The organism is Pseudidiomarina aestuarii (assembly GCF_003987355.1).
GTDB lineage: Bacteria > Pseudomonadota > Gammaproteobacteria > Enterobacterales > Alteromonadaceae > Pseudidiomarina > Pseudidiomarina aestuarii.
This window is the reverse complement of the sequence record NZ_PIPR01000001.1, coordinates 531,847-549,227: the sequence shown is the minus strand read 5'-3', so window position 1 is coordinate 549,227 and position 17,381 is coordinate 531,847. Positions and strand designations below refer to the sequence as shown.

Genomic DNA, 17,381 nt, shown 5'->3' with positions numbered 1-17,381 from the left:
TTATAACTCTTCAATAAATTGTTGTGCTTGTTCGGCAGTAAATGGCCAGCGTAATTCTTGGTCGGTAGCGCCATGCACCAATACTGGAATCAACCAGCGGTATTCTTCAAACAATTCTGGCTGTTGCTCAATGGCCACTACGTTGAGACGAATAGGTTCTTCTAACGGCAAGCCATGGAGAAGCTGCAGTGCTTGTGAACACAGCGCACAAGACTCGCCCGTCAATAAATAGAACTCACTCACGATGGGTAACCTTAAATAAATAATGAATGCCCTTATGACGCGCGAAGTCTATCGAAATGGACCGTTCAGTGAGGTTTTCAGCTTGTAAAAACGCTTCAGCAAGCTCCGCTTCATCCAATTTAAACTTGCGTTTGTTGTTCGAGAACAGAATGACGCCATTGTTACTCAGTAAACGAGCTGCCAGTTTCAAGAGATGTATATGGTCACGTTGAATGTCGAGCACGTCATCCATTCGCTTTGAATTTGAAAACGTCGGCGGATCCAGAAAGATCACGTCGAAACGTTGCTGTGGCCTCTGTTCACGGAGCCATTGGATACAGTCCGCCTGAATGAAGTCATACTGCCGACCACGTAATCCATTCAACGCGAAGTTGCGCTCACCCCACTGCAAATAGGTTCTGGATAAATCTACTGAAACGACTTCTTCGGCACCATTCAATGCAGCATGAACCGACGCACTGCAGGTGTAAGCAAATAAATTTAGCACCCGGCGCCCCTGACTTAAGCGTCCAAGCTCACGGCGAGCCCAGCGATGGTCAAGGAAGAGACCAGTATCTAGGTAATCACTCAAATTGACTTCAAACTGTACACCGTATTCATGTACCACAGTCGTTAAGCCACGGGGTTCTTGTTTTTGATATTGTTGCTTACCCGCTTGCCGTTGACGCACTTTAAGCGTCATTTTGTCTGCTGCAAACGGCAGCTCTTGGGCCAGCGTATCAATCAAGTGCCACAAGCGGTCTTTAGCTACAGCTTCCGGAATATCTTTCGGTGCGGCATATTCTTGAATCACCAAATAGTCGTTGTAAACATCGACTGCTGCGTTGTACTCAGGTAAATCCGCATCGTATAGGCGCCAAGCACTTACCCCCTCTTTCGCAGCCCATTTCTCGAGCTTTTGATAGTTCTTTTTAAGCCTATTGCCTAAATCATTTGATTGCGATTGAGTGAACTCAACTTGCTCTTCAGTCAAATCAAAGTTTGCTAATGATGTCTCTAACGCACCATTCATTAACTTGTACTTTTTCTTACTGCGTAACTTCAAGCGTTTCAATAAGGTCTCATCGCCGGCGAGAACAGAAGCCTGCCAACCATGGAACTGCTGCTTTAATAGTTGTCCTAAACGACGATAGAGCAGTAAAGTCTCAACCTCTTCGCCCAATCGTTCCCCATAAGGAGGGTTACACACCAGCAACCCTTGCTCTGCAGGTGCAGTTACGGTGGTCATTTCTTGGGTCGAAAAAGTTAAGAAATCGGCGACGCCAGCGCGTTGCGCATTGGTCCGAGCAATTCCGACGACCTGTGCATCATAGTCACTGCCATAACCGTGGAATGAGGATTGCGCAGAGGCGGCCGCAAAGCGCTCTTGTGCCTCGATGAGCAAAGATTGCCACAACTCCGGTTGATGCTGTCGCCAACTCGTAAAGCCCCAATGAGTGCGGGTAAGACCGGGTGCACGATCAAGCGCGATCATGGCTGCTTCAATCACTAAGGTGCCGGAACCACAAAACGGATCGCAGACTGTATTGACCGTTGCTGACATTCCTGCGCGTTTTAATACCGCTGCCGCGAGAGTTTCACGTAACGGTGCACTGCCCTGTTGTTGGCGGTAACCGCGCACGTGTAGGCTTTCACCTGACAAGTCCAAGTACCAAGTCAGGGTATCTTTGTGGACATGTGCGTAGATGCGTACATTGGCGTGTTTATCGACTGATGGTCGTTCAACACCTTCCGCACGAAAGTAATCGACAATCCCATCTTTAATGAGCTGAGCGCCGAATTGGGTATGCCGAATTTCTGGGTGACGTCCATGGAAATCAACAATAAACGGCTCAGCGGGGTCAAATACCTGACTCCAATTGGTCGCTTGAACTTCTGCCGGTATCGCGCTGACTTGTGTAATTGGACATTGGCCGAGCTGCAGAAGGATGCGGTTTGCAAAGCGACTCCAAAGATTGGCTAAGTAAGCTTCACGCTGCGTGCCTTGGAACCAACAGCCGCCTTGTGTTTGTTTGACCTCAATGCCACCTATCTCGATTAATTCATCGAATAATAAGGGTTCAAAACCTTTAGCACAGGTGGCAAATAGTTGCAGGTGTTGGGACATAGGGATAGTTCTTTCCTGTAGCGAGCAGACGTAACAACGTACTCTTGTAGCTGTGTGTAGAATCGGCGCTAGTATACCGAAATTCGATTCGTCTGTATGCCATGGCAGCGATATTGCAGGTAGAAACAGCAAAACGCTCAAATAATCAGCGGTTGATAGCGTTATTGTTGATTAAGTAAGCAACTGGATGAAATGCCGCTTGCGTTCGGTCAGTGAACCCCGTAGTATGCGCTTCACTCGGACGCGGGGTGGAGCAGTCTGGTAGCTCGTCGGGCTCATAACCCGAAGGTCGTAGGTTCAAATCCTGCCCCCGCAACCAATCTTCTGTGTCTTCTGAATACCCTTCTATCTATTTGCTTGATAAACCTTCAATCGTCCAGTTCTTTATTAAATCAGACTGATAGTTTTGATTGGGCAATTGCTGTATAAAATCGACCAAAATCTTTTGAATTTCATCTGGGCTACGATAGATTGATTGACTGCCATTCAATCCTGCAAAGTCACCTCCGCCTGCTGCTCGATAGTTGTTGGTAGCTACTAAGATGACTAGCTCCGCTGCTATGGGCTTGCCCTGATACCGTAAACTATTGATACGCTCTCCAATGGGTTGGGTTGGGTCTATCTGATACTCAACCCCATAAAAACTATCAACGTTATAGCTGGGCATCTTTGTGTTGATGTAACTAAAGGGCGATTCAGCCCGACCAGTCACAAAACCTTCAGCGCTTCGTTCCAACCACTGTTTCAACTCACGACCACTGATGCGAACGAGCTCCAGGGTATTCGGGTAGCGATACAAATCACCAATATCCCCTAACGTTACCGCGCCTGCTTCGATATGCGTATAATTCGTATCATCTTCGCTCAGAGCTGTCACGAAAGGTGCTGCGGCGCTCACGACAGGAAGTGTGCCGAGCTGTTGCCGAATTTCGGCATCTTGGATTTGCCTTAGGTGCCAAAGTTGCGCTTCATGAATGAATTGCATGGATGCTGTCGGTTGGACCCGAGCATAGCGATGATCCAAGTCAATCGCTGTAGTACCGACCGGTTGCTTGACGTATTCCAGAGTTTGTTGATGCGCATCTGCAACCAGTGCCTCGATATCCTTTGCTTTCGCTACAGAAATCGGCCGCGCTTCGCTGTGGCTTGATAGTACTTGCCATACACCATGATGGCGCTGCAGTTGGAGGTCGATGATACCAATGTGGGAACCATACACCCCAGGCTGAACCGCTGCTATATCGTGGATTTTGCCATTGACACTATCAACGTCAGGCAACTCGTCATACACCTGAGTGCCTGGAAATACTTCATGTTGGTGGCCGAATAAAATGGCATCGATACCTGGAGTTTGAGCAATGCGGTGGAGTGCTTGTTCGGCATCGGTTGGTAGTGAAGTATTTTTGGGCATCCCTGTGTGAGCCACGAGCACGACAATGTCAGCGCCCTGCTCTTGGACTTCTGCGACGCCGCGTGCGGTGGTCATGAGCATATCGTGAGTACGAATCTTGCCTTGCAGATGTTGTTGATCCCACATCATGATTTGCGGCGGGACGATGCCCACAAAACCGATTTTAATTGGATGAATTGAACCATCTGCAGCTTGCAGTGTACGATCAAGTACTACAGTCTGGCGTAACCACTCCGGTAGTCGAATGGCAGCTGATTCGAGTGCCTCGATATTCGCGCTCATCACCGCAAAATTCGCTTGCGCATAAGTTTGCCATAATGCCTCTAGACCAAAATTGAATTCATGATTGCCAATATTGGCAACATCAAATTGCAAATGATTTAGCACTTGAATAATTGGGTTTTTATCGAGGCTATGTTGCTGCGCCCAACTTGCCAGTGGTGAACCTTGGATCAGATCGCCATTGTCAATCAAGACATGATTAGGTTGTTCCGCTTTCGCTTCACGAATAGTTGCGGCGGTGTGAATGAATCCGCGCTGAACAACAGCTCCCGTAAAATAGTCAACTCCAGTTACCTCACCATGTATATCGCTCGTTGCGATGAGACGCAGCGTCGCGGAAATAGGAGTTGTGGCATGTGATGTCGACACGAGCATAGTGACTAAGCTAACCACTCCAAGGTATTTGAAACCCAGTGTTGCGCTCATGCTTGCTTGGGAACGATATCAAGCTGCTGTGAGGAACGCATGAGCGGATGTTCTTGCATACGATTATGCAGAACTTTGATGACATCGAATTGACGGATTTCTTTAATTTCTGACAACGCCATGGATTCGTCTAACAACATACACTCCGCAAATTCGTCATCGGCGGCTAACAGCACAAATTCAGCGTTTGCAAAGCCAGAATTCAAACACACTGGCACCCCGGCTTCAAACTGGTCAAAGACCGTATCTTCAGCTTGCTGAAAGTGCCAGCTTTGTGGCATCTGTGGTCGACCAAACCGTTGCAAAATGGCATTGTTAAGCGCCGCTTGCATAATCAGCATAGGTGACCAGCGGTCGAGAGCGTGCAGTGCGTCGTAGATGGTTTGAAAAGCTTGCGCATCTTCGAGAGTAAATGCAGCATTCATAGCGTACAGGGGCGCCAAACGAGACGTTTTATAAGGGCATGGATGGCTGAGACCATCTCCCAATTCGATGCTGAGCTGTTGCTGCTCTGGGTTATAGACCCAGCGCCATGCACTCGAAGCCTGCACAGTTTGTCCCTGTTGTTGTTATTTGAAGTGGCTTAAAGCTACCGAATTCTCAGGCATTTTACAAGCCCTCAACAATTTCTTTGATACGTTTAGGGCCGTGATAAATGAAGCCGGTGTAGATCTGAACGAGTGAGGCGCCTGCAGCAAGTTTGGCTTGTGCTGTCGCTACACTATCTACTCCGCCAACTGCGATAATTGGAATTTTACCAGCTAAGTGTTCGGCGAGTGCGGCAACAATTTTTGTACTGGTGTCAAACAGAACTTTACCGCTCAAACCGCCTGCTTCCTCAGCATGCTCGGCCCCTGCTACCGTACTTCTATCTAACGTAGTATTGGTCGCAATCACGGCATCAATATCGTGCAACAATAAGGCCGCCGCAAAATCGGCTACTTCACTGGCAGACAGATCTGGTGCGATTTTCACTGCCAATGGCACGTAGCGACCGTGCTCTTGGTGGAGTTTTGCTTGTTCTGCTTTTAATTGCGCCAGTAAATCGGCTAATGCAGCACCATGCTGAAATGCACGCAATCCAGGCGTATTCGGTGATGAAATATTGACTGTAATGTAACTCGCGTAGGGATACACGTGACGCATACAATAGAGGTAGTCATCTACCCCCTGTTCATCAGGAGTGTCTTTATTCTTACCGATGTTGACGCCCAGGATGCCGCGAAAGCGCATCGATTTAATGTTCTCCACACAGGCTTCAACACCAAGGTTATTAAAGCCCATGCGATTAATAATCGCCTCATGAGCAGGTAAACGAAACAACCGTGGCTTTGGATTACCGGACTGCGGTCGCGGCGTAACAGTGCCAACTTCGATAAAGCCAAAGCCCATCTCGGCAAAGGCATCGATGCAGGCACCATTTTTATCAAGACCAGCGGCTAAACCTACAGGATTCGGAAATGTGAGCCCCATCACTTGGCGCGACTGGCCGCTGACCTGCTGCCGCCACAGTGATGCCAGCGGGGTGCGTTGTCCCCGACTGAGCATCCCAATCGTTAAATCGTGCGCACGCTCTGCCTCTAGTCGAAACAGGAGCGCGCGGGCGAGATCATACATCATAGGCTTGATGCTGCCGGCGCAGTCGTCAAACAGTTGTGGTTGAGTAACATCAACTCACGGAGCGCAACTGAGAATTTCGCAAACTCGTGTGTCTTGGTCGTTTTGAAATCAGTCAGCATATGTTGCCAACGCTCTACGAACACCCGATTCCGATCCAACCAAGCCGCAAGTGCCGCTTGTGCATCCATTTTCTTATCAGCCGTGTTCAACATGCTCATCGTCAATGAACGCTGTTGCCAGTCGAGCTCCTCACGGAACGCTGCGCGCGCAAGCGCCTGCCAATGGTTATCAACCGGTTGACCATTGATCTGATCTAAGAACCAATGCAGTGACACCTTGGCACCCAGATTAAAGTAGGCTTCTGCCACTAACGAAACCTTACGCCCAGTTTCGTTGACAATATCGGCTATATCCAGCGCCGAGAATACTGTGGTCAGCAAGGCAATCTGTTTCGCGAGCGCTGCCGGAACACCTTGAGCTTCAAATTTCTCGATATTCTTCTCGATTTGCCCACGCTCATCCGCAACCAGATAATCCAAAGCGTTCTTGCGCAAATCATTGAAGCTTGCCTGATAGAAATCAAGATGCTCTTGAATGGTATTCAGATTTGGTTTCCGATGACGCAGGAACCATCGCGTTGCGCGACGCACGACCCGGCGTAACTGGAACAACATTTGGTTTTGTACATCAGCAGGTATCTTATTATTACCCGCTTCTATTTGCTCCATGAGCCCGCGCAAATTAAAGCATTCACGCGCAACCACATAAGCTGACGCTACTTCAGCAACCGTTGCACCGGTCACATCTTGCTTACGGAAAACAAAGTTGGGACCCATGTCGTTGACAATATTGTTGGCAAGACGCGTTGCAATAATCTGTGCACGCAATGGATGTGCTTGCATCGCTTCAGCGTAATGTTCTTGCAACGGTTTCGGGAACGCATTGAGTAACGAGCGGGCATGGAAAGGATCCGCCATAATCGCATCGTCTAACAATTGCTCTTTCAGAACCATTTTGCCATACGCTGTAATCACAGCTAGCTCAGGTCGAGTCAATCCTTTGCCCGTTGCTTGTCGTTCCGCTAATTCATCGTCATCAGGCAAGAATTCAAGCGAGCGATTAAGCTGGCCTTCACGCTCGAGGTGATGAATGAAGCGCTGCATTTCTTTGATTTGGTCAGGTCCACGCAAACCGGTCACGGAAATAGATTGTGATTGGCGATGACAGTCTTTTAAAACGATCTGTGCAACTTCTTCTGTCATGTCATACAGCAATTTATCACGTTGCTTACGCGTTAAGTCACCATTCAGAACTAATCCGTTCAGCAGTATTTTGATATTAACTTCGTTATCCGAACAATCTACGCCACCGACGTTGTCGATTGCATCAGTATTGATTCGACCGCCGCTGCGTGCGTATTCGATGCGTCCTAATTGGGTGAAGCCGAGATTACCACCCTCACCGACTATTTTAGCTTTCAACTCTTTACCGTTAACTCGTAAGGCGTCATTGGCGCGATCTCCAACATCAGAGTCGGTCTCTTTCGATCCCTTCACGTAGGTACCAATACCGCCGTTCCAAAGCAAATCAACCGGCATGGTTAGAATGGCTCGGATCATCTCGGTTGGCGTCATCGATTTCTTCTGAGTGTTGAATAGCTTCTTCATTTCCGGAGTCAGCTCAATAGCTTTTAAACTCCGTAAAAAGACACCACCACCTTGAGAAATCAGAGACTTGTCGTAATCGTCCCAGCCTGATCGAGGCAAATTAAACAGCCGCTCACGCTCTTTGAACGAGCGCGCCGCTTGTGGATCAGGGTCAATAAAGATGTGCATATGGTTGAATGCAGCAATTAAGCGCGTGTGCTTCGACAGCAACATCCCGTTACCGAATACGTCACCCGCCATGTCACCGACACCAATCGCCGTAAAATCAGTCGTTTGACAATCGACGCCCATCTCGCGGAAGTGCCGTTTAACGGACTCCCAGCCACCGCGTGCGGTGATACCCATTTTTTTGTGGTCGTAACCTACAGATCCGCCCGAAGCGAATGCATCACCTAGCCAGAAGTTATATTCGGCTGAAATACTATTGGCGATATCAGAGAATGTAGCCGTACCTTTGTCTGCTGCAACGACCAAATAGGTATCGTCTTCGTCATGACGAACCACATTTTCAGGGGGAACTACGTCACCATTGACGATGTTATCGGTGATGTCGAGTAACGCTCGAATAAAGGTGCGATAACACTCTTTTCCTTCCTCCAGCATCCCTTCGCGGTCCTCTGGTAAATGCTTACAGAAGAATCCACCTTTCGCGCCCACAGGCACAATCACTGTGTTTTTCACTTGCTGCGCTTTCACTAGGCCCAACACTTCGGTACGGAAATCTTCGCGACGATCCGACCAACGTAACCCACCTCGAGCAACTTTCCCGCCGCGCAGATGCACGCCTTCAACGGCTGGTGAATACACGAAAATTTCATATTTAGGCAATGGTAACGGCATTTCCGGTACCATTTCTGGAAGAAACTTCACAGAAATGTATGATTTCTCGTTACCTTGCGCGTCGGCTTGGAAGAAGTTCGTACGCAACGCGGCTAGAATTAATTCAACGTAGCGTCGAATGATACGATCGTCGTCTAAGTTTGCGACATTCTCAAGCTCGTTATTGATACGGGTTTCAAGCGCTTCAATTTTCTTATCGCGTGACTTCGTACCGGGCTCAAATTTGGTAAAGAACAACTTCACGACGAGTTTTGAAATCAACGGATACTTGCTGAACGTGCTCTCAATGTAGCTTTGGCTAAAAGTGGTGCCTATTTGGCGCATATATTTAGCAAACATCCGCAAAATCACAACTTGACGACCAGTCAAGCCGGCACTGAGTACCAAACGGTTGAACCCATCGTCCTCAAAATGTCCTGACCACACCTTGGCAAAGGCATCTTGGAACAAGTCACGAGCGGCCTCTAAATCTAACTTGGTGTTGCTATGCAGCATTTGGAAATCAAGTACCCAATAGACTTTGCCATCAGTCGTTTTAATTTGGTATGGGCTCTCACCAATGATTCGCAATCCAAAGTTTTCCAGCATCGGAAGCACATCGGACAGATGAATCGGTTCGTCTTTATGAAAAAGTTTTAAGCGAACTTTCTTACTATTTTCATTCTCTTCACGTGGTCGATAAAACAGCATGCCGAGTTTGTTATCTTCATCCAACGCTTCCAATTGCTGAATATCTGCAATAGCGATAGACGGCAGAACTTCCTCTTTATAAGCACGCGGGAATGCATTTGCGTAACGCTTATTCAAGCCATTCGCTCGAGCCTCACCGAAAGTGCTCCGAAGAATACGTTCGAAGTTATCTTCCCAAGTACGTGCTGCTTCAATTAGATTCTGTTCAAGTTCTTTCACGTCAATGTCCTGTACGTGGTCACCAATGCGCACGGTGTAATGTGTCCGTGCCAAAGAAGATTCCGAAAAATAAGTTGTGAAGTCCACTTCACGATCACTTTTCAGTGACGTGGATAAAATGCTTTGTGTACGCTGCCGCAATAGCGTGTTGTAACGTTCCTTAGGAACATAAACCATGCAAGAGGCGAAGCGGCCAAATATGTCACGTCGCACAAATAAACGTGTCATGTCGCGCTCTTGCATTTGCAACACGCCTAAGCCAACGTCGAGCAGGTCTTCTTCACTCGCCTGGACGATTTCGTCACGCGGATAGGTTTCGAGAATATTGAGTAATGCTTTAGCCGCATGTGAATTGAGCGCAAAACCAGACGCTTCCATAACGCGCTGAATTTTGTCGCCTACCAACGGCACATCGCGCGCACTGTTGTTGTAGAACGAGCTCGAATAGAGACCGATGAAGCGATCCTCGCCAATGACCTTGCCGTTTTTATCAAAGCGCTTGACGCCAATATAATCGCTATAGGCTGGGCGATGGACACGTGACTTAGAGTTCGTTTTCGTAACCAGCAATAAGTTGTCGTCAAAGGTCAGGTCACGCGCTACTTCAGGCAATGAGGAGACCAAACGTTCTTTATTGATCGCGGACTTACGCATTAAACCAAGGCTCGATTCTGCTTGCTGCCGAATCACGTAATCGCCTTCAATAGCGGCTAGGTCGTAACGTCGATACCCCATTAATGTGAAGTTATCTTGGGACAGCCATTTCAGAAAAGTTTGTGCTTCTTTGAGCTTCTGCTTCGGCCCCGGATACTTGATGTCACTCAAGCTATGAGCAATTTCTTCCAGTTTCGCGCGCATCGGCTGCCAATCAGCTACCGCTAACGTCACTTCATCCATCACCGATGCGAGTTCACGCTTTAATAAGGTAATTGCTTCTTTGCTATTCTGCCGATCCACTTCGATTAAAAAGACCGTATCGACCTCGTTATCTTCATTGCGGGTACCCGCTTTCAGCAGCTCAATAATTTCATTTTGGTCATTGCGTTTGTGACTGATGGGAAGGTGCAATAACAAATGCGAATTGATACCCAGTCGCGACAAAGCCATTCGAATCGAATCCACCATAAATGGCATATCCGACTGAATAATTTCAATGATGGTATGTGATGATTCCCAGCCATGCCGAGCCACCTCAGGATTAAACACTTTGATCAGCGCTTTTTCGCTGGGTTGGTACTCATTAAAACTATGCCACAACCCTACTACGGCACCATACAGATCACTGTCATTGCGCAGTGCCAGATCATTCGGTGAAATGTTCTTGAATAACCTCAAGGCAAAATCTTTGATGATCTCTGGTCGATCCGTTGCTCGCTTTTGAATCAGATCGGCCACTTTCTGCAAAATTACGGGGATCTGGCTATCGCCAAACGCAGTCATGCTGGTGTCCTTGTCATCGAGGGTAGTGTCTAAGTGACTATGCTTTTACAGCATAGACCATTCGTGTCGATATTGTCGGACATTCACAGCTGTTATTCAATGATTTAAATGTGGAAAAACAAGTGTTCAGACCACGATTTTAGTGGCCTGAACATGATTATGAGAAGGTTTTGCATGTTTATCTAAAAAGCGCTCACTATGCAGCAAGACTATTCGAAATTTTTTCGTCTAAATCGCGGGCGAGCTGCGGTAGCTTACTCAGTATTTCAAGATGCTGCTTCATCTGTTGCTGACGATCCGAGTCAAATCGTCGCCAAGACAAAAATGGTGTAATCAGACGCGCTGCAACTTGTGGATTACTGGTGTTCAAGCGTTGAATTACGTCGGCAACTAACGCATAGCCGGCGCCATCAGCCCGATGAAATTGCAGCATATTCCGACTGAAACTGGCTATCAGAGCATACACCCGATTGGGGTTTTGTAACGAAAAGCCTGGATGCGCAAGCAACGCGGTAACGCGCTCAACAGTATCAGGCTGTGGTGATGAAGCCTCAGCAGCAAACCACTTATCTAATGCGAGTGGTGTCTCTCGCCATTGTTGACTAAATTTCTGACAACAGTCCTCGCGCCCCTCTAAATTGAGCTGAATCAAAGAGTTTAGTGCACTATTTTGCACCGTCATGTTATCTGCTCGCTCGAAGTGTTCGATAACCCAAGGTCCGAATTGGCGCGGTTCATGCAGAGCTAAATAGTAGTGTGCCAAATTGACTAGCGCCCGTTCTGCTATGGCATCACTCGCTATTGTATAGCGCGGCTGACGCGCACGGTAATTATCGACTAGACGCTCAAATTGCGGCGCTAAACTGGCCGCAATTTGCTGAATTAATTGGCGTCGAGCGCGATCCAAAGCTTCCAATGGAATAGCGACATCAAAATGCTCCGCCAACTCTTCCAGCTCTGGTGGTTGCAGCACCAGCGCTTGTAAAGCCGGATCGATATCGGCGGCAAGAAACTCTTGTAATGCCGCGACGGTTTGGAGATCGAGTGCAATATCTGTATTCTTGCGCACTGCAGTAAGAATGTATTGGGTAAACAGCTTTTGGCTTGCCTCCCAACGCGTCACTTCACTATCTGCCGCGGCCATCAACACCGTCAATTCCGCACTCGTTTGTGGATAATCGAAACGCACTGGCGCACTAAAATCTTCCAACATTGCAAAAATGGGCTCCTCGAGCACGTCAGTAAATACTAAATCGGCTGTTTCAGAGGTCAGCGTATACAAATAGCCTTCTGACTCGGAACCTGTGCACGCGTCATTCGACTGCAATGCTAGTTTGCGCCCTGCTTTCGAATAAGCACTCAATCGAATCGGTATCACCATGGGTTGTTTATGCTTTTGACCTGGTGTTGCCGGTGTGGATTGCGTTAGCTTTAACGTTGCCGTTTTGTTGGTCTTGGAATAATTAAGGCGTGCGACAACCTCAGGTGTACCTGCTTGGCTATACCATCGGCGAAATTGTTGTAAATCATAGTCGTTGGCGTCTTCCATGGCTGCGATAAAGTCTTCGCAGGTGACCGCTTGACCGTCATGGCGTTCAACATAGAGTTTCATGCCCTGTTGGAAACCAGCTTCACCCAGCAAAGTGTGGAGCATCCGAATGACTTCTGCTCCCTTGTCGTAGACTGTCACCGTGTAAAAATTATTCATTTCTACCACTTTGTCCGGACGTATGGGGTGCGCCATGGGGCTGGCATCCTCGGCAAACTGGCGACCACGGATAGTCCGAATCGCCTGAATACGGTGAATGGCACGGGAACCTAAATCAGAGCTGAACTCTTGGTCACGAAAGACCGTTAAGCCCTCTTTCAAACTTAATTGGAACCAATCTCGACAGGTAATGCGGTTGCCAGTCCAATTGTGAAAATACTCGTGTCCGATCACCGCCTCTATGTTCACGAAATCGGTATCGGTCGCGGTCGCTTGGTCGGCGAGCACATAGCGCGAATTAAAGACATTCAGGCCTTTATTTTCCATCGCGCCCATATTGAAGAAATCGACCGCTACAATCATATAGGTATCGAGGTCATACTCGAGTTCAAACCGTTCTTCATCCCAGCGCATGGCTCGTTGCAATGATTCCATGGCATAGGTGCCGCGACTGCTATTCCCGCGGTCCACATAAAGTTCAAGTGACACCTGCCGCCCACTGCGCGTAATGAAGGTATCCTCTAAGCGGTCGAAGTCACCTGCTACCAAGGCAAAAAGATAGGCAGGCTTTGGATGTGGATCGTGCCAAGTAACCCAATGCCAACCGTCACTATCACTTCCCGCGTCGACTTTATCGCCGTTACTTAATAGATACGGATACTGCTGGGGAGCGTGAATGGTTGTGGTAAAGATAGCGAGCACATCAGGTCTATCAAGATAATACGTGATCCGACGAAAGCCTTCCGCCTCACATTGCGTACAAAATGAATCAGCGGCTAGATATAAACCTTCGAGTGCGGTATTCGTACTGGGGTTGATTTGCGTAACGATCGTCAGCTCACAATGCTCTGGCACGTCTGCGATGACTAATTTAGAAGGAGAAACTTCGTATTGGGAAGCATCAAGCTCTCTACCGTCGATGGCGACAGATTCTAACTGAAGTTGTTCACCATCGAGTTCCAGTGGGCCTGCAGCCAATCGTTGCAATTGCATACGATTGGTGACACGAGTGGCGGTTGCTTCCAAACGGAAGCTAAGATCCACGGTTTCAATCCGAAACCGCGGCGCTTGGTAATCCTCACGGAATTTGGCTTGTGCTTGGCTTTGACTACTCATACAAATCTCACACAGCAGAAGTTGGAGTGGGTTCTATCTTCAGAATTCTAAAATCGGTATAGGCATATATAATTGCGATCATCGGCACTAACCAGTTAAAGAACGCGAATGGCGCGTACTCTAATGGACTCACAGCAAGTGCTCCAAACATGAATACCCCACAGGTATTCCAAGGGATCAGTGCAGAAGTAAGCGTACCGCTGTCCTCTAAGGTTCGAGACAGTACACGTGAATCCAATCCACGACGCGCATATTCCTCACGGAAAATTCGTCCTGGAATCACAATGGCCATGTATTGATCGGCGGTCAGAACGTTCGCGCCAAAGCACGTAAACAAGGTCGCCGTAATAAGACTGCCGGTACTCTTTACCATCTTTAGAACGCCCATAAATAAACGTTCGAGCAGGCCTAGCTTCTCCATAATGGCACCGAACGCCATGGCACTAATAATCAGCCAAATAGTGTTCATCATGCTTTCCATGCCACCGCGATTCAAAAGATCGTTCAATTGCGCAGAGCCAGTATCAATCGAGAAGCCAGAGGTCAATGCTAGCCAAACGATTTTCAATTGGGCAACGGCGGAACTGCCACCATTGGCCATACCGACCACAACTTCTGGTTGAAAGAGTACTGCCCAGACCCCGCCCAGTAGCGCGCCGAAGAATACTGTTGGTAATGCTGGTTTGCGAGTCCCAGCCAAATACAACAAGACGGCCAGCGGGATTAACATCAACCAACTGATTTCAAACGAGTTGGCTAAATCCAATTGCATGCGCTCTAGCTGCATGAGACTGACATTGGTATCCGTATTTAGACCAAGTGTTAGAAAGATACCTAACGCAATAACATACGCTGGTATGGCGGTGTAACTCATGTAGCGAATGTGCGCGAATAATTCGTTACCCGCAACGGCAGGTGCTAGGTTGGTGGTGTCTGAAAGTGGTGACATCTTGTCACCAAAATAGGAACCCGAAACGACAGCTCCTGCAGCGATAGGTAGGGACAAATCCATCCCCGCTGCGACGCCCATAAGTGCAACACCTATCGTTGCAGCTGTTGTCCACGAGCTACCAATCGCCAATGCGACAATGCCACAGATCAGTGCAGTCGCCGCATAGAACAAATTTGGGTTAATCAGTTCGAGGCCATAGTAGATCATAGTCGGTACTGTGCCTGAGAGCATCCAAGTACCAATCAAAGAGCCTACAGCTAGGATAATCAACATCGCACCAAGAGCGACTGAAATGCCCTCTTTTACACCATCTTCTATTTGTTCCCAGCTGTACTTGTTGTAGAAACCAATGAGCACCGCGACACCTGCTGAAACCCACAACGCTATTTGATTGGGTCCGTAAGACGAATCTTCACCGAATAGATAAACAGAAGTACCGAGTGAAATAACTAATACGATCAGTGGGATAAAAGCTTGAAAGATTGTAGGTTGGCGTGGTGCCGTGGCATTTTCGGGCTGCATCTTAGCTCTCGTTATTATTGTGATAATGAGTAAATAGAATGAGAAAAGGCCGCTTGACGCGGCCTTTGCTTCAAACCTTTAATTCATAGCTAGTTTTAAGTCGTCAATGATATCAAAACTTAATGCGATGGTTTCAGTCAAATAGGGATCTTCGACTTCAATTTCATTCGGTAAATCTTCCAGCTTTTCTACCGGTTCTTTCCCGAGACGAACCAAACGCGCATTCGCTCGTTCTAACTTCTTCGCATCCTCGCGTTCCTGCTCGGCTTCACGCTCTGCTAATACGAGGCTAATCCACGCTTGATCTTGGTCAGCTTTGAATTCTTCTATATCTTCTAATACATAAACAAATTCAGGATTTTCCTGAATACGCTCATCTACGGTCTGCTGCCACTGATTCACACGTGTCGGTTCAAACTCCTTTAACGGAGCATAGCGCGCTGACTCGAGTTGATCCCAGGGCAAGGCGTTGTCTTGACTACTTTCACCAAACTCATCCGCGTTCAGGAATGATGGAAAAGTTACGTCAGGGTTGACGCCGCGCATTTGCGTACTACCACCGTTAATTCGATAAAACTTGGCGATAGTGTATTGCACACTACCCAGTGGCTCATCGAAAAAGTCAAAGCGGCGCGCAAGTCCGCGATGCTGTTGGACAGTTCCTTTACCGTAAGTGTTTTCACCAACAATGACAGCTCGACCATAATCTTGCATGGCGGCCGCAAAAATCTCGGAAGCTGATGCACTATAACGATTCACCATCACCACCAATGGACCGTCGTAGTACGTTACATTATCGCGATCACCATTAATTTCTTTGCGACCGCTACCATCAGCAACCTGTACCACCGGACCTTTGTCGATGAACAAACCGCTTAAGGTAATCGCTTCACTTAATGCGCCACCGCCGTTCCCACGAAGATCGATAATAAGGCCTTCGACTTCAGCTGCCGTCATCTCGTCAATGAGGTCCATCACATCACGAGTCAATTGGTTGTAAAACCCTGGAATCGTGATGACGCCCATCTTCCGGCCTGCATAAGGTCCTGTTTCGAGCGTTTTCACTTCGGCTTTCGCGGCGCGATCTTCGAGCTTCACTTCATCACGAACAATCGAAACGACTTGCGGTGGAGATCCGACACTTTGATTGGCTTTGATCACTTGCAGCTGAACCGTAGACCCTTTTGGACCTTTGATCAGCTCAACCACTTCGTCTAAACGCCAGCCTACAACATCAACAAACTCGGCATCTTCATCATCTCCCTGCGCAACAGCAACAATTTTGTCTTCAGGGGCAATCTCCCCCGACTTATCTGCTGGGCCGCCGGGTACCAAACTACTGATGACGGTATAGTCATAGTCTGCTTGCAACACCGCGCCAATGCCTTCCAGCGATAAGTTCATGTTTTGCTCGAAGCGTTCAGAATTGGCCGGCGATAGATAACTGGTATGCGCTTCTACACTGCGTGCAAATGCATTCATGACGGTTTGAAAGACATCTTCACTGTTCGTTTGAGTCAGACGCTTCAATGCACCGTTGTACCGTTGCTCCAAGGTCTCAACGACATCGGCCCACTCTTTTCCAGTCATGGTGAGATTCAACGCGTCATATTTCACACGTTGTCGCCATAATTCGTCGAGTTCAGCCTCTGTCGCCGCCCATTGTGCGTCTTCACGGTCATAATGATACTTGTCGTCGGCAATCGTGAAGTCGAAAGGTTGTTCCGGATCGAGCAACGATAATGCATAAACATACCGATCGAAACGACGCTTTAGTGCAGCGTTATAGAGGCTGTAAGCGGGCTTCAACTTACCCGTTGAAATCATGTCATCAAACAGGTTTTCGTATTCTGCAGCGGCTTCAACATCGGCTTGCAACAAGAACATTTTGTTGTAGTCGAGCATTTCCAAGTAACGATCAAGAATTTCACTCGATAGTTCGTTGTTGAGCTCCATTTGCTTGAAATGGTAGCGCGTGAAATAAGTTGTTACCCGCTGGCTCACTGTCGCGTGTTGGTCCGCTTGCTCTAACAGCGGTAAATCGGCTGGTTCATGTGCAGGTGGAATCGCTGCTGCACTTTGACAGACAACCGCTACTGCAAACGCCAGACTGGATAACCCATATTTCATAACAACAA

At 48.0% G+C, this 17,381-nt stretch carries 9 protein-coding genes and 1 tRNA gene; 1 reads left to right on the top strand and 9 read right to left on the bottom strand.

The window, feature by feature from the left end; translation table 11 throughout:
• Nucleotides 1-243 carry a glutaredoxin family protein gene (locus CWE22_RS02520; protein WP_169929812.1) on the bottom strand — a complete coding sequence of 81 codons (243 nt, stop codon included), beginning with the start codon at nucleotides 241-243 and terminating at the stop codon, nucleotides 1-3.
• Entirely contained in the window at nucleotides 236-2,350 is a 2,115-nt protein-coding gene (gene rlmKL, locus CWE22_RS02515; protein WP_169929811.1) for a bifunctional 23S rRNA (guanine(2069)-N(7))-methyltransferase RlmK/23S rRNA (guanine(2445)-N(2))-methyltransferase RlmL, read from the bottom strand. Before rlmKL ends, CWE22_RS02520 begins: the two co-directional genes overlap by 8 nt.
• 242 nt (nucleotides 2,351-2,592) lie before the next feature.
• Between rlmKL and CWE22_RS02510 the strand changes: the two genes are divergently transcribed.
• Nucleotides 2,593-2,669, top strand: a tRNA-Met gene (locus CWE22_RS02510).
• A 30-nt stretch (nucleotides 2,670-2,699) separates the two neighbouring features.
• Here CWE22_RS02510 and CWE22_RS02505 read toward each other — a convergent pair.
• The 7 genes from CWE22_RS02505 to prc all read right to left on the bottom strand — a co-directional run bounded on the left by CWE22_RS02505 (nucleotide 2,700) and on the right by prc (nucleotide 17,373).
• Nucleotides 2,700-4,469 carry a bifunctional 2',3'-cyclic-nucleotide 2'-phosphodiesterase/3'-nucleotidase gene (locus CWE22_RS02505; RefSeq protein ID WP_169929810.1) on the bottom strand — a complete coding sequence of 590 codons (1,770 nt, stop codon included), beginning with the start codon at nucleotides 4,467-4,469 and terminating at the stop codon, nucleotides 2,700-2,702.
• A complete protein-coding gene (locus CWE22_RS02500) occupies nucleotides 4,466-5,020 on the bottom strand; it encodes a cell division protein ZapC domain-containing protein (RefSeq protein WP_169929809.1) in 555 nt (184 codons plus the stop codon). The genes CWE22_RS02505 and CWE22_RS02500 overlap by 4 nt, the downstream gene beginning before the upstream one ends.
• Nucleotides 5,021-5,078: 58 nt before the next feature.
• Nucleotides 5,079-6,086, bottom strand: a complete 1,008-nt coding sequence (locus tag CWE22_RS02495; RefSeq protein ID WP_211618655.1) for a quinone-dependent dihydroorotate dehydrogenase — start codon at nucleotides 6,084-6,086, stop codon at nucleotides 5,079-5,081.
• Nucleotides 6,086-10,945, bottom strand: coding sequence for an NAD-glutamate dehydrogenase (locus CWE22_RS02490; protein WP_169929807.1), 4,860 nt, complete (start codon nucleotides 10,943-10,945; stop codon nucleotides 6,086-6,088). Before CWE22_RS02490 ends, CWE22_RS02495 begins: the two co-directional genes overlap by 1 nt.
• A 196-nt stretch (nucleotides 10,946-11,141) precedes the next feature.
• Nucleotides 11,142-13,769 carry an aminopeptidase N gene (pepN, locus tag CWE22_RS02485; RefSeq protein ID WP_169929806.1) on the bottom strand — a complete coding sequence of 876 codons (2,628 nt, stop codon included), beginning with the start codon at nucleotides 13,767-13,769 and terminating at the stop codon, nucleotides 11,142-11,144.
• A gap of 7 nt (nucleotides 13,770-13,776) precedes the next feature.
• Nucleotides 13,777-15,243 carry a Na+/H+ antiporter NhaC gene (gene nhaC / locus CWE22_RS02480; RefSeq protein WP_169929805.1) on the bottom strand — a complete coding sequence of 489 codons (1,467 nt, stop codon included), beginning with the start codon at nucleotides 15,241-15,243 and terminating at the stop codon, nucleotides 13,777-13,779.
• A gap of 78 nt (nucleotides 15,244-15,321) precedes the next feature.
• Nucleotides 15,322-17,373 carry a carboxy terminal-processing peptidase gene (gene prc / locus CWE22_RS02475; RefSeq protein WP_169929804.1) on the bottom strand — a complete coding sequence of 684 codons (2,052 nt, stop codon included), beginning with the start codon at nucleotides 17,371-17,373 and terminating at the stop codon, nucleotides 15,322-15,324.
• Nucleotides 17,374-17,381: the final 8 nt, after the last annotated feature.

Coding starts and splice junctions, on each gene's coding strand:
- nhaC (WP_169929805.1), bottom strand. CDS start 15,243: ATGCAGCCCGAAAATGCCACGGCACCACGCCAACCTACAATCTTTCAA.
- CWE22_RS02495 (WP_211618655.1), bottom strand. CDS start 6,086: ATGTATGATCTCGCCCGCGCGCTCCTGTTTCGACTAGAGGCAGAGCGT.
- CWE22_RS02505 (WP_169929810.1), bottom strand. CDS start 4,469: ATGAGCGCAACACTGGGTTTCAAATACCTTGGAGTGGTTAGCTTAGTC.
- prc (WP_169929804.1), bottom strand. CDS start 17,373: ATGAAATATGGGTTATCCAGTCTGGCGTTTGCAGTAGCGGTTGTCTGT.
- CWE22_RS02490 (WP_169929807.1), bottom strand. CDS start 10,945: ATGACTGCGTTTGGCGATAGCCAGATCCCCGTAATTTTGCAGAAAGTG.
- pepN (WP_169929806.1), bottom strand. CDS start 13,769: ATGAGTAGTCAAAGCCAAGCACAAGCCAAATTCCGTGAGGATTACCAA.
- rlmKL (WP_169929811.1), bottom strand. CDS start 2,350: ATGTCCCAACACCTGCAACTATTTGCCACCTGTGCTAAAGGTTTTGAA.